At 36.4% G+C, this 13,290-nt stretch carries 11 protein-coding genes, 1 tRNA gene and 1 pseudogene; 7 read left to right on the top strand and 6 right to left on the bottom strand.

Features of this window, described 5'->3' with window-relative positions:
• The first annotated feature begins 131 nt into the window (after nt 1-131).
• The 3 genes and pseudogenes from EZY12_15625 to EZY12_15615 all read left to right on the top strand — a co-directional run bounded on the left by EZY12_15625 (nt 132) and on the right by EZY12_15615 (nt 3,950).
• Entirely contained in the window at nt 132-788 is a 657-nt protein-coding gene (locus EZY12_15625) for a VWA domain-containing protein (protein ID QSX66256.1), read from the top strand.
• 239 nt (nt 789-1,027) lie between these two features.
• Nucleotides 1,028-1,804, top strand: coding sequence for a protein phosphatase 2C domain-containing protein (locus tag EZY12_15620; GenBank protein ID QSX66255.1), 777 nt, complete (start codon nt 1,028-1,030; stop codon nt 1,802-1,804).
• Nucleotides 1,805-1,996: 192 nt separating this feature from the next.
• A pseudogene (locus tag EZY12_15615) lies at nt 1,997-3,950 on the top strand (hypothetical protein).
• A gap of 563 nt (nt 3,951-4,513) precedes the next feature.
• Here the strand turns inward: EZY12_15615 and EZY12_15610 are convergent.
• From EZY12_15610 to EZY12_15600, 3 genes are all read right to left on the bottom strand, one after another.
• Nucleotides 4,514-4,942: a type II toxin-antitoxin system VapC family toxin gene (locus EZY12_15610; protein ID QSX66254.1), complete on the bottom strand. Its 429-nt coding sequence runs from the start codon at nt 4,940-4,942 to the stop codon at nt 4,514-4,516.
• Nucleotides 4,943-4,956: 14 nt separating this feature from the next.
• Complete coding sequence (locus EZY12_15605) at nt 4,957-5,298, bottom strand: hypothetical protein (GenBank protein ID QSX66253.1); 342 nt, start codon at nt 5,296-5,298, stop codon at nt 4,957-4,959.
• 256 nt (nt 5,299-5,554) lie between these two features.
• Nucleotides 5,555-5,983, bottom strand: coding sequence for a hypothetical protein (locus EZY12_15600; protein QSX66252.1), 429 nt, complete (start codon nt 5,981-5,983; stop codon nt 5,555-5,557).
• A 361-nt stretch (nt 5,984-6,344) separates the two neighbouring features.
• Between EZY12_15600 and EZY12_15595 the strand changes: the two genes are divergently transcribed.
• Nucleotides 6,345-6,710, top strand: a complete 366-nt coding sequence (locus tag EZY12_15595; protein ID QSX66251.1) for a hypothetical protein — start codon at nt 6,345-6,347, stop codon at nt 6,708-6,710.
• Between the two features lie 14 nt (nt 6,711-6,724).
• A complete protein-coding gene (locus EZY12_15590) occupies nt 6,725-7,078 on the top strand; it encodes a hypothetical protein (GenBank protein ID QSX66250.1) in 354 nt (117 codons plus the stop codon).
• A gap of 955 nt (nt 7,079-8,033) precedes the next feature.
• On the opposite strand, the gene EZY12_15585 is transcribed toward EZY12_15590, so the two are convergent.
• The 3 genes from EZY12_15585 to EZY12_15575 all read right to left on the bottom strand — a co-directional run bounded on the left by EZY12_15585 (nt 8,034) and on the right by EZY12_15575 (nt 10,221).
• On the bottom strand, nt 8,034-8,615 hold the full coding sequence (locus EZY12_15585) for a thermonuclease family protein (GenBank protein QSX66249.1): 582 nt from the start codon (nt 8,613-8,615) through the stop codon (nt 8,034-8,036).
• A gap of 663 nt (nt 8,616-9,278) precedes the next feature.
• Nucleotides 9,279-10,082, bottom strand: coding sequence for an RNA methyltransferase (locus EZY12_15580; GenBank protein QSX66248.1), 804 nt, complete (start codon nt 10,080-10,082; stop codon nt 9,279-9,281).
• A gap of 55 nt (nt 10,083-10,137) precedes the next feature.
• Nucleotides 10,138-10,221 (bottom strand) — tRNA-Leu (locus EZY12_15575).
• A gap of 283 nt (nt 10,222-10,504) precedes the next feature.
• Here EZY12_15575 and murA point away from each other — a divergent pair.
• A complete protein-coding gene (gene murA / locus EZY12_15570; GenBank protein QSX70690.1) occupies nt 10,505-11,884 on the top strand; it encodes a UDP-N-acetylglucosamine 1-carboxyvinyltransferase in 1,380 nt (459 codons plus the stop codon).
• Between the two features lie 206 nt (nt 11,885-12,090).
• Complete coding sequence (locus EZY12_15565; protein ID QSX66247.1) at nt 12,091-13,185, top strand: Gfo/Idh/MocA family oxidoreductase; 1,095 nt, start codon at nt 12,091-12,093, stop codon at nt 13,183-13,185.
• Nucleotides 13,186-13,290: the final 105 nt, after the last annotated feature.

Raw genomic sequence — 13,290 nt, 5'->3', positions numbered from 1 at the left:
TGCTAAACCCTTACTGTTGATAGATACGGGTATTGATTCCGTAAAAACACTCATGTTAAAATAGGTATTAACCAGTAGAATCTAAACTAGACATTTTACATTCTATATTTGATTAAACAGGAGTATCAAAAATGCCAGTAGGTTTACCTGAATTTGTGGAAAACCCGGAAAATCGTTGTCCGGTAATTCTCTTGCTTGATACCTCTGGCTCAATGTCAGGACAACCTATCCAGGAGTTAAATAGAGGTTTGGCAGCTTTCAAAGAAGATGTGATGAAAGATGCTCAAGCCTCTTTAAGTGTAGAAGTTGCTATCGTCACCTTTGGACCTGTGCGACTAACACAAGATTTTGTCACTATAGACCAGTTTACACCGCCTAAGCTAGAAACAGAGGGTGTTACACCAATGGGTGCAGCCATAGAATACGCTTTGGATTTATTAGAACAACGCAAACAGACTTATAAAGATAACGGTGTACTGTATTATCGTCCTTGGGTAATTTTAATTACCGATGGTGCGCCTACAGATTACTGGGAAGGTGCAGCCCAAAGAGTGAGGGAAGCAGAAGAACAGCGCCGAATGTTGTTTTTTACTGTTGGTGTTCAGGGTGCGGATATGAATAAACTCAGACAAATTGCACCTCCAGAACGTCCTCCAGTGACGCTGAATGGCTTAGATTTTCGCTCTTTATTTCGTTGGCTTTCCACTTCCATGAAACGGGTTTCTAGTGGCAAGGTAGGTGAAGCTGTAGCATTACCGCCGATGGGATGGGGTCAGATTATAACATAATCTGAATAGTTGGAAAAGGCGATTATAAATCGCGGAACCACACAGGCAAAACCCACCTTCGTGGGTTAAAAACCTTGATTTTTCATTAGTCCACGAAGGCGGTCACTGAGCTTGTCGATAGCGTAGCGTGGCGTTAGCCATAGTGTGGACTTTGTTTGTGTAGTAGCGAATTATATTCGCCGAAAACCTTAAATCAGATTACTTAAATTTAAAGATGATATTTTGAGGATTTATTTATTGTGAGTTGGAAAGCAATTGCTCGTTCTGCGGTGGGTACGAGTCATCAAGCGGAAAAAATACCCTGTCAAGACTGCGGAAATTACCGCATTTTTAATGATGTGATTGTGGGTGCAGTTGCTGACGGTGCTGGGAGTGCGAAATATTCTCAAATTGGTTCTGAATTAGCGGTAGACACTGCGCTCAACTACCTTAAAGGAAATCTTAATAATCGCAAAAAATTCTGGGAAAATCTGTCTAAACCACTTACCGAAAAAGAGGTTAAAAAGCTTTTTAATCAAACCTTCAAAAAAGTTATTAAAGAGTTAAATAAACAAGGAACTAACAAAGGTGATTCTGTTAATGATTTAGCTTGTACATTGTTAGTTTTTATAGCAACTCCTGAATGGGTTGCAGCCATGCAAATTGGTGATGGATTTATGATAGTGCATCCCCAAGATTCAGAATATCAATTGTTGTTTAAACCAGATAAAGGGGAGTTTTTCAACGAAACAACTTTTGTCACTTCAGCTAATGCAGTTGAGGAAATGCAGGTACAGGTAATTTCAGGAAATCAAGAGTTTATTTGTGCTTCTACTGATGGGCTAGAAAAAGTAGCAATTCGCTTGAGTGACTGGAAACCTTTTCCGCCATTCTTTAAACCATTTGAGGAATATTTGCGAGAAACAAATAATCCAGAAGAGGATGATCAATATATTATTGATTTTCTCAATTCTGAAAGGCTAAATTCTCGTACTGATGATGATAAAACTTTGGTTTTGTGTCTTTTTGAAAATTAATCCAGAATTTTCAAGAACCTCTCCCTAACCCTCTCCTAAGAGGAGAGGGAACATGAAAAAATGAGTTTTTGTACAGAGAGTTTCAAAGCCTCTCCCCTTGTATCGGAGAGGTTTAGAGAGAGGTTAAAAATTTGCTGTACAAGTTTTCAACTACTATTTGATATTGATGTTATCCTATTTAATTAAAATTCTATGACAGTTCTCACCTGTGCTATTACAAATAAATCAATTAGTCTGTTAGGTGAAGCAATATTCAATAGTGGTGAAGCGAAAATTTGGCGAACTAATGAAAATGGTTATTTAGCTAAAATTTACCATAAACCAACACCAGAACGGGTGCAAAAATTAGCAGTAATGATAGATCACCCTCCACAAGAGCCAAATGCCCATCTTAATCATATTTCCTTTGCTTGGCCTAAGTCACCATTGAAAAATGATCAGGGTGATTTTGTAGGCTTTTTGATGCCAGAAGTTAGAGATGCAAAAGAACTTCTTAATATTTATAATCCCCAACTTCGTAAACGTGAGAAAATTAAAGTTGATTGGCGGTTTCTACACACAACAGCGATGAATATCGTTTCAATTATTGAAGCACTTCACACTGCTGGTTATGTATTGGGTGATATTAACCCACAAAATATTCTGGTTAATGATCGGGCTTTACCTTCAATTATTGATACAGATTCTTTTCAGGTAAAAAAATCCGAGAAATGGTAGAATTTATCGTTGTTTAGTTGGTTCAGAAGGATATACACCACCGGAATTAATTGGTAAAGATTTTTCTAGTATTGAACAAACGGAAATACATGATAGATTTCGATTAGCAGTAATTATCTATCAATTATTATTTGGGGGGAATAGTCCTTTTCAGGGAAAATGGATAGGTACAGGAGAAACTCCAGAAATTAATGAACTTGTTCGTCGGAGTATATGGTTATATAGTGCAAATAGTTTAATTCAATCTGTAGATAGAACAATTCCTCTTGATATTGTACATTCAGAGATCAGAAGATGTTTTCTTAAATGCTTTAATGATGGTTATGAAAATCCTCAGTTACGTCCTACAGCTAAAGAATGGATGCAATCGTTAAAAGTTGCTAGAAATGGACTAAATGAATGCGAAATGCTAGATAGTCATTACTATAGCCAAACCTATGGTAAATGTTATTGGTGCGATCGCTCTACAAATCTTGGTGTTGATATTTTTCCCGGAGTTGTTAGACCAAAACCATCTGCTGTTGTGAAATCAACTTCACAGCGACAAGTTATAGATAAGCTACCGCAAACCTTCACTTTCCATTCTCAATATATTACTTCTGTAGTATTTAGCCCCAATGGTCAAACTCTTGCTAGTGGAAGTGCGGATACAATTGTCAAACTTTGGGATGTGAGGGGAAGGTTACTGCAAACTCTTATGGGTCATTCTAAGGTTAATTCTGTAGCCTTTAGCCCCGATGGTCAAATCTTGGCTATTGGACGTGATGACAACACTATCAAGATATGGAATGTGTCTACAGAAAGGCTACTGCAAACTCTTACCGATCATTCTGACTCAGTTAATTCTGTAGCATACAGCCCTGATGGTCAAACCCTTGCTAGTGGCAGTTTGGACAGGACTATCAAGATATGGAATGTGACTACAGGAAAACTACTTCAAACCCTTACAGGTCATTCTAGCTGGGTTCGTTATGTAGCATATAGCCCTGATGGTCAAATCTTGGCTAGTGGGAGTGATGACAACACTATCAAGATATGGAATAAGCCTACAGGACAACTACTTCAAACTTTTACAGGTCATTCTAGCTGGGTTCGTTATGTAGCATATAGCCCTGATGGTCAAAACCTTGCTAGTAGCAGTGGGGACAGGACTATCAAGATATGGAGTGTGACTACAGGAAAACTACTTCAAACCCTTACAGGTCATTCTGGCACGGTTAATTCCGTAGCATACAGCCCTGATGGTCAAACCCTTGCTAGTGGCAGTTTGGACAGGACTATCAAGATATGGAATGTGACTACAGGAAAACTACTTCAAACCCTTACAGGTCATTCTAGCTGGGTTCGTTCTGTAACATACAGCCCTGATGGTCAAAGCCTTGCTAGTGGTAGTGATGATGGGACTATCAAAATTTGGGAGTTATTATAGTCAGAATCAGGATATCCAGGATTTAAGGATGTACAGGATGGCAATTTAGAGATTTTCTGTGAATAGTTAATAATTTGATTTTTTGAACAATAAAAATATATTCCCTATCATTCAATAAAACCATAAGTTATCAAAAAACATCCTGTTAATCCTTTAATCCTGAAAATCCTGATTCAGATAATTGAATTAATCAGAATCAGGATATTCAGGATTTGAGGATGTACAGGATGGCAATTTAGAGATTTTCTGTGAATAGTTAATGGTTTGATTGTTTGAACAATAAAAATATATTCCCTATCATTTAATAAAACCATAAGTTATCAAAAAACATCCTGTTAATCCTTTAATCCTGGGCATCCTGATTCAGACAATTAAATTAATCAGAATCAGGATATCCAAGATTTGAGGATGTACAGGATTGTGATTTATAGATTTTCTGTGAATATTTAATCATTATAAATTATAATTTAGAGAAAAATATATTTTCTATTATTCACAAAAACCTATATTTTCTAAAAAACATCCTGTTAATCCTCTAATCGGTGGATATCCTGATTCAGACATTATTCACTAATACTCCAATCTTCTAAACGCAAATTAGGAACTTTTTCAAAATCTTTAAAATTACGAGTTACTAAAATCCCATTGACTGATAATGTAATTGCAGCAATGCGTAAATCTTGAGTACCAACGCGGATTTTTTGCTTAACTAATTCAGTGTAAATATTACCCGCAGCTTCGCTAAAATGTAGGACATTTAGACTATTTATGTCTTCTAATGTATCCTCTAACCTAGCATAAGCTAAAACTAATTCATTCGCTGATTCACACCTGTTAATAATATTCAGTCTTCCCCGTAGTTGTTCTGTAGCGGTGATAACAGTTATGGCAATATCTTCAGGATTGAACATAGTTAATCGCTGTCTAATTAATGAATTGCCTCTCTGTAATAAAGATAGATAATCTGTATCTAATATTCTTAAATTATCCACTTCTTTATTAACCTTTATTCATTAATTGCATCTAGTTCACGACGATATTCTTCTATATATTCTAGCATTTGATCGAATTGCGGATCATCCTTATATTTACCCGCTATTTTTAGCCAAGGATTTTCTGTTTTTGGTGCGACAATCTCTAAAGTCACAATCTTAGCATTTCCTAAACGAACTTGCAAAATTTTATCTAATTGTTCTATTGCTTCCGTTTCTGTATTCCCTAAACCTTGACATTCTGGTAAACTTAATAATGTCGCTTTAACCGTGCCATCTTCTTGATTTTCAATTAACACATCATAAGTTAACTTGGGTGCAATTGTGGAAAGAGCATTTTTAACAGCTAAAATCATGATATTTTTACTCTTCTAACTCTGAATTAATTATAACACAATACTTGAAGAAAGTTAAAATTATCATCTACATAATTTTAAGATTTATAGAATTTTATTAGCAATCGTCCATTTTATATTTTATCATCCTGTTAATCCTTTAATCGGTGGACATCCTGATTCAGACAAAAAATATCCTGAAAATGAGTATGGTATTGATCATTCTTGTTTAGTAGAGCCTGAATAAATACCGTATCTAAAAATAGTCTTTCCTGATTCATTCTCTGATCTCATTGTCATGTTTAGGATTACCATATAAATAGTGATCATGTTGACTTGACCAATCACTTGGTGCTTCAATAGTTCCTGTTAATGCCTCTAGCACATCCCAAGCATTACCTTCATCTTCTATATCTTCTATTGCTTCAGTAACAAGAGGATTATCCTTGTGCATTCCTGCAAATTTCATCCAAGGATGTTCTGTTTTAGCTGCTTCAATTTCTAAAGTTACTATTTCTGGTTTTCGTGCTTGAAAAAGCTGAATCAGATTATTTAATGCTTCCTCTTTATTTGTACCTAAACCTTGACATTCTGGTAAGCTTAACAATGTAGCTTTAACCGTCCCATCTTCTTGATTCTCAATCAACACATCATAAGTTAACTTGGGTGCAATTGTGGAAAGAGCATTTTTTACATCTAAAATCATGATATTTTTACTCTTTTAACTCTCTATTGATTATAACATGATAATGAAAAATACTTTGTTAAATGATGTAAAAAACCATTTAGTCAGAATCAGGATATCCAGGATTTGAGGATTGACAGGATGGCAATTTAGAGATTTTCTGTGAATAGTTAATAATTTGATTTCTTGAGCAATAAAAATATATTCCCTATCATTGAATAGAACCACAATTCATCAAAAAACATCCTGTTAATCCTTTAATCCTGGACATCCTGATTCAGACAAATAATCGAATTTATTCCCTGGCTTCCTAATTCATGATATTTTTATCCTGATTATAGCTTTACATATTTTTCTATTCTAGTTAAAAATATCCTACCTCATGACTAATGCTGATATTCTTCATCAACTGAGTGATATAGCCCAACAGTTTCATATTTTTGAATGTGTTCCCTGTGCTATAGCCTTGCGTCAATTCCTGATTAATCAGAAAATATCTGGTAGAGAAATTAATTTGTTTACAGGGAGTACAGAAGATCCCTTTTGTAATATCTACCATGAAGTTATGCAACAAAACATCTCTATCAACGGTAGACATTATGCCATTGCGGTAGAAATTGATGGACAAGAACTCATATTCGACAATATTCACACCAAAGGAATTTCTAGGGTAAACTGGATAAATAACTTCTACTGCGCTGTACAAGATTTAGGTGGAGAATTTCAAATCACTGAAACCGAATTTTAAACAGGAGGAACATTATGCTTGATTTATATGATTTAATCCGCAATATCCAAAAACGTCCCGCTATGTATTTAGGACGAGCAACTATAGCTAACCTTCGCACATTTCTAGCTGGTTACTGCTTTGCACGTCGTCAAACAGCAATACCTCAAACACAACAAGAACAAGAATTTTCAGGTTTTCAAAATTGGGTTCAGCAAAAATATAATGTTACTTCTCATCAAACTTGGGATCAGATTATTTTGTTTTTCTCCAAAGATGAAAATACTGCTTTTGAGGAATTTTTTAAATTATTTGATGAATTTACACAACAAGATTCTATTTCTCAACATCAAGGAAATATAAAAATAAGTCCAGTAAGCATAATTTAAGCTGTTAAATTAGTCAGAATCAGGATATCCAGGATTTGAGGATTTACAGGATTGTGATTTAGAGATTTTCTGTGAATAGTTAATAATTTGATTTTTTGAACAATAAAAATATATTCCCTATCATTCAATAAAACCATAAGTTATCAAAAAACATCCTGTAAATCCTTTAATCGGTGAGCATCCTGATTCAGACAATTAAATTAATCAGAATCAGGATATCCAGGATTTGAGGATTAACAGGATGGCAATTTAGAGATTTTCTGTGAATAGTTAATGATTTATTTTTTGAACAATAAAAATATATTCCCTATCATTGAATAAAACCATAAATTATCAAAAAACATCCTGTAAATCCTTTAATCGGTGAGCATCCTGATTCAGACAATTAAATTAGTCAGAATCAGGATATCCAGGATTTGAGGATTAACAGGATGGCAATTTAGAGATTTTCCGTGAATAGTTAATGATTTGATTGTTTGAACAATAAAAATATATTCACTATCATTGAATAAAACCATAAATTATCAAAAAACATCCTGCTAATCCTTTAATCCTGGGCATCCTGATTCAGACAATTAAATTAGTCAGAATCAGGATATCCAGGATTTGAGGATGTACAGGATGGCAATTTAGAGATTTTCTGTGAATAGTTAATGATTTGTTTTTTGAACAATAAAAATATATTCTCTCTCATTTAATAAAACCATAATTTATCAAAAAACATCCTGTAAATCCTTTAATCGGTGAGCATCCTGATTCAGACAATTAAATTAGTCAGAATCAGGATATCCAGGATTTGAGGATGTACAGGATGGCAATTTAGAGATTTTCTGTGAATAGTTAATGATTTATTTTTTGAACAATAAAAATATATTCCCTATCATTGAATAAAACCATAAATTATCAAAAAACATCCTGTAAATCCTTTAATCGGTGAGCATCCTGATTCAGACAATTAAATGCTTTTTCTATAATCCCAAGGATCAATAAATTTCCGATCATTCCAAACCCCAAGTTTTTGCTGTTGCGCTTGCGCTTCGGCTTGTTGCACTATGTCCTTACTTGGGCATTTGCTTAAATAGGAACGATATACTTTAGCTAATCCCTCTTTTACCAAAACTTGTTGTAAAAACGTGCCATCTTTTAAACGCACTTCTGCAATTTTTCTACCATAGCGATCGCTATCTGTAATATCTAAATTTACACGGCCGTCTGTTTGTTTGATTAGTTCCTCTATTCGTATTTTTGCTTTCATACCCCAAGCAAACTGATTTACATCTTTAGTAATTCTACTATTCTTTTCTTTGAGAGAATGCGGTATTTCTGGTGCATCAATACAAGCAAACCGCACCGTGAACTTTTTACCATCAGCATTTTTTAATACTAATGTATCACCATCACTTACCCGCTCAACCAGATCACCTTGAGGAGTAAACAGGCGATGGCTACGCCCGCCGAAGGCATCGCAAGCCATTAAACTAAAAGTAATTGTAGCTGCACCTAGCCAAATTAATCCTTGTTTCATTAATTTATTCATAAGACCTCGCGGTAAGTGGGAAACTCAGTGGCTAAAGCCGGTGAGAGGGAAGCGACACGAGGGATTTTAATCCCTGTGGTATGCTAGAATGAAATCGTGAGTAAGAACAATAAACATCTACGTGTTGAAACATCCTAGTACGGAGAAATCCCGGCTCCTATGAAACAACGGTTAGGTTCAAGTCCTAGCGGCAGTATGACAAGAAAGAGCGAGTAATGGCAGGTTGTAGAGCGTACCGCGTCTTGGCTTAGTGATGGACTCACAAAAACACTGAAAACAATAAAAGTAAGCGCAATTTCGACACCTTGATTGGTGGTTGTTTTGAGCGTCTAGGCGGCGTTTGACGGTCGCAGCGAGATTAGATTAGGCTAAACCCTTAATCTAATTCTGTCAGTAGAATCTCAGTGGCTGTCTTCCCTGAGAGTGTCAAGTCCACGAAGAAAGGCAATTTGGCCTATTAATGGGTAAAATTGATAGCTAAAGAATCGTTGGTAGTAAATCTCTGATATTGACTAAGAGAACTCCATAGAATGATTGATCCTGTTTTAATATCATTCCCCTAAAGCTTATCCCCGTGAAAGTAGGGGTAATTCATGAATTACCCCTACTCTATTAGATTATGTTTTTTATGGAGTTCTCTAAAAGCAGGAATTAATTCACTAATTAATGGGAAGTTCTTTGTCTTTGGGCTTCATATAACATTAAAGCCGCAGTGATTCCCACATTTAATGATTCTACCCCAGGACTCACAGGAATTTTTACCTGGATATCTGCCAACGCGGCTAAATCCGCTGATAATCCTGCCCCTTCGTTACCCAATAATATTAAACTAGGTTTACGCCAATCTACCTGCCAATAAGTTAAATCGGCTGTAGGTAATGTGGCTACTACCTGCATTCCTGCTTGCTGACTTTGGCGAACTGTAGCTCTCAAATCCTCACTGACAGCCATATTTAAGCGAAACCATTGCCCCGCAGAAGCTCGTAAAACCTTGGGATTATCTAAATCTACACTATCTTCACTTAACCACAAACCTGATGCACCTGCTGCTGCGGCTGTGCGAATCATAGTTCCTAAGTTACCAGGATCTTGGACAGTTTCTAAAGCCAGAACTAAACCAGTAAAGGGAATTTGTCTTGGTTGTGCCTCTGGTTGAACGATTCCTAGGTCTCGCTTTGCTATTGCTACTATACCATCAGGATTGACAGTTGTAGCCATTGCCGCTAAAACTTCTGGACTGACAATTTCAACGCGATAGCACTGACTACAAATAACTTCCCATAATTGGGGATGTGCCTCATGCCATTGAAGAGTACAGCATACCGCATCTAAGGGATAGGCAACCGTACAAGCTTCTTCAAGCAAATGCGTTCCTTCCAATAAAAATAGCTGTTGCTTATTTCTCTCCTTGGTGGAGTGCAACTTGCGGATTTGTTTAACTAGAGAATTTTGTAAACTTGTTAACACAATCTTAGATTTTAAATTTCGGATTTGAGATCAATCCAAAATTGATATATTGAGATGCGGAACCCGGGACTTGAACCCGGAAGCCCGTGAAGGCACTAGAATCTGAATCTAGCGCGTCTGCCAATTCCGCCAGTTCCGCTGGAATTGAATCTTATTTACAGTTTATCATTATGGCCTAATCATTTTTATTTGTCAAGAAAAAATTTGCCACAATAGATGTAGGGCAATTTTAAAATTTTGCTCATCTCTGGACAAGCTCCATTTTTCCAATCAAGCCGACATCCGGCATGATAGAATCTAACGACTTTATGGCATTTGACAACTTAGAGGAAAATCTTCTTTGCTTTTAGCTAGATGATGATCAACAGAGAATCAAAACCAACATCAAGCCTTTATAATTACTTACTTTTGGAGGTAGGCTTATTAATTCTTCTAGCAGCTTACCAGATGCCAAGTCTTCACTAGAAGCAGACTCCGCAGTCTTGCAAATCTCTGGTGGGCATCCTTTGAGCGGTCATGTAAAAATTAGCGGAGCTAAGAATTCCGCACTGGTAATCATGGCTGGAACATTCCTCTGTTCCGGTGATTGTCGGATTCGTAACGTTCCCTTATTAGCGGACGTAAATCGGATGGGACAAGTTCTATCAGCTTTAGGGTTACGTTTAAATAGAGAAGGGGACATTTTAGATGTTGATGCGCGGGAAATTACCACATCTAAAGCTCCCTATGAACTAGTTACCCAACTGCGAGCCAGTTTCTTTGCCATTGGTCCAATTTTAGCCCGACTAGGAGTAGCACAAATGCCCTTACCAGGGGGTTGTGCTATTGGAGCTAGACCGGTAGATTTGCACGTCAGGGGACTGCAATCAATGGGGGCAGAGGTGCAAATTGAACATGGTATTTGCAATGCTCATGTTCCCGGAAATAATGGTAGGTTAAGCGGCGCAAAAATCTACTTAGATACTCCCAGTGTCGGTGCGACAGAAACCTTGATGATGGCTGCTACCCTAGCAGATGGAGAAACTATCATTGATAATGCTGCCAGAGAACCAGAAGTAATAGATTTAGCTAACTTCTGTAACTCTATGGGAGCAAAAATTCAAGGTGCAGGAACAAGTACAATTACTATAGTTGGTGTTCCTAAATTACACTCAACTGATTATACTATCATTCCTGATCGTATTGAAGCAGGAACTTTGTTAATCGCTGGTGCAATTACTCGTTCTGAAATACTTCTATCTCCTGTTGTCCCAGATCATTTAATCCCTGTTATTGCTAAGTTACAGGAGATTGGTGTATCAATCATTGAAGAAGCACAAGACTGTTTACGCATTTTGCCAGCGAAAACTCTCAAGGCTATAAATATTGATACCTTGCCCCATCCTGGGTTTCCCACGGATATGCAAGCACCTTTCATGGCTTTACTAACTGTCGCTGAAGGTGACAGTATCATTAATGAATCGGTCTTTGAAAATCGCTTACGTCATGCTGCTGAGTTGAATCGCTTAGGCGCAGATATCCGTGTCAAAGGTAATACTGCTTTTGTCCGAGGAGTGCCAATGCTATCGGGCGCACCAGTTATAGGCACAGACTTAAGAGCTTCTGCTGCTTTAGTCATAGCAGGATTAGCAGCGACTGGAACAACCACTGTTAAAGGATTGCAACATTTAGATCGGGGCTATGATCGCCTTGACATGAAGTTACAGCAACTAGGAGCAAAAATTATTCGTGTAAGTGAAGCATCAAAAGATGTAGATTTGCTTGCTAATAACACTAATCCTCCAGCCTCAGTTTCTATCTAAGATTAGAGGATTTTGGCTTTGTTAACTTAATGGCGATTATTTTCATCTATTAAAGTAGAGACGTTCCATGGAACGTCTCTACAAAGGTTATATGAAATGCACATTTAAGTTTTATAAGATGTCTATTAATAAGTTTCGCCATTAACTTTCTAAAAAGTCAATTAATCGGTACAATTATTATTAAGTAAATTTAGCAAAAACTAAACATGATTGGGGTAGCAGTTGTTGGAACGGGATTTGGTCAAAAAGTTCATATTCCCGCATTTCAAGCACATCATCAAACTAAGCTTGTCGCTATTTATCATCGAGATATTCATAAAGCAAAAACTATTGCGGCAAATCATAATATTCCCTATGCTGGGGAAAATTTAACAGAAATTCTGGCTTTACCCACAGTTGAAGCTGTAAGTATTTCCACACCGCCATTTTTGCACTATGAAATGGCTAAACAGGTTTTGCAAGCTGGTAAACATCTCTTATTAGAAAAACCCATAACTTTAAATGTAGATGCAGCTAAAGAATTATATCAGTTAGCAAAAGATAAAAATGTAATTACAACTGTAGATTTTGAATTTCGGTTTGTCCCAGAATGGCAATTTTTCGCGCAACTTCTGGCTGAAAATTATGTAGGAAATATTAGATTAATTAAAATTGATTGGTTGGGTTCTTCTCGCGCTGATAAATCTCGTCCTTGGAATTGGTATTCCAGTCAAGAAAAAGGTGGTGGTGCTTTAGGTTCTTTAGGTTCTCATGCTTTTGATTATATTCATTGGTTATTTGGAGAAGTTAAGAAATTAAACGCTCATTTAATTACTGCTATTCCTGAAAGAGTTAATCCCATAACTGGAGAATTGCAAACAGTTGATACTGATGATACTTGTTTATTATCTCTGGAATTGGTAAATGGTATACCTTGTCAAGTTTCTATTAGTGCGGTTGTTCATGCAGAAAGAACTCATTGGATAGAAGTTTATGGAGATAAGGGGACATTAATATTAGGTAGTAAGAATCAAAAAGACTATATTCATGGTTTTCAGATTTGGGGTTCTCAAAGTGGAGAATCTTTAAAAGAAATAGCAGTTCCCCAACAATTTATTTTTCCGCAACATTATCAGGATGGGCGAATTTGTGCTTTTTTAAGAGTTGTTGATGAATGGGTAAAAGGAATTACGAATAATCAGCAAACTATACCTTCTTTGCGAGAAGGGGTTTATTCCCAATTATTAATGGATTTATCCCATGAATCTCATCAAACAGGATGTTGGGTAAATGTGCCAAATTTGGGAGAGTTTTTAGATTAGGTTAAAGTATGATCTTTTTTCACGCAGAGACGCAAAGGTACAGAGGTATGAGGAAAAAAAGATGTTCACGTCTGATTTAGTAGATAAGATACAATAAAAATAAAT

Origin of the sequence: Dolichospermum sp. DET69, assembly GCA_017355425.1 — a bacterium.
In the GTDB taxonomy this organism is placed as follows: Bacteria; Cyanobacteriota; Cyanobacteriia; order Cyanobacteriales; family Nostocaceae; genus Dolichospermum.
The sequence above is the reverse complement of the archived record's forward strand: the minus strand, read 5'-3'. Positions and strand labels throughout refer to the sequence as shown.

Excerpts from the sequence above, each read along its gene's own strand:
- EZY12_15625 (QSX66256.1), top strand. The coding sequence starts at position 132 with ATGCCAGTAGGTTTACCTGAATTTGTGGAAAACCCGGAAAATCGTTGT.
- EZY12_15605 (QSX66253.1), bottom strand. The coding sequence starts at position 5,298 with ATGATTTTAGCTGTTAAAAATGCTCTTTCCACAATTGCACCCAAGTTA.
- EZY12_15600 (QSX66252.1), bottom strand. The coding sequence starts at position 5,983 with ATGATTTTAGATGTAAAAAATGCTCTTTCCACAATTGCACCCAAGTTA.
- EZY12_15595 (QSX66251.1), top strand. The coding sequence starts at position 6,345 with ATGACTAATGCTGATATTCTTCATCAACTGAGTGATATAGCCCAACAG.
- EZY12_15590 (QSX66250.1), top strand. The coding sequence starts at position 6,725 with ATGCTTGATTTATATGATTTAATCCGCAATATCCAAAAACGTCCCGCT.
- EZY12_15585 (QSX66249.1), bottom strand. The coding sequence starts at position 8,615 with ATGAATAAATTAATGAAACAAGGATTAATTTGGCTAGGTGCAGCTACA.
- EZY12_15565 (QSX66247.1), top strand. The coding sequence starts at position 12,091 with ATGATTGGGGTAGCAGTTGTTGGAACGGGATTTGGTCAAAAAGTTCAT.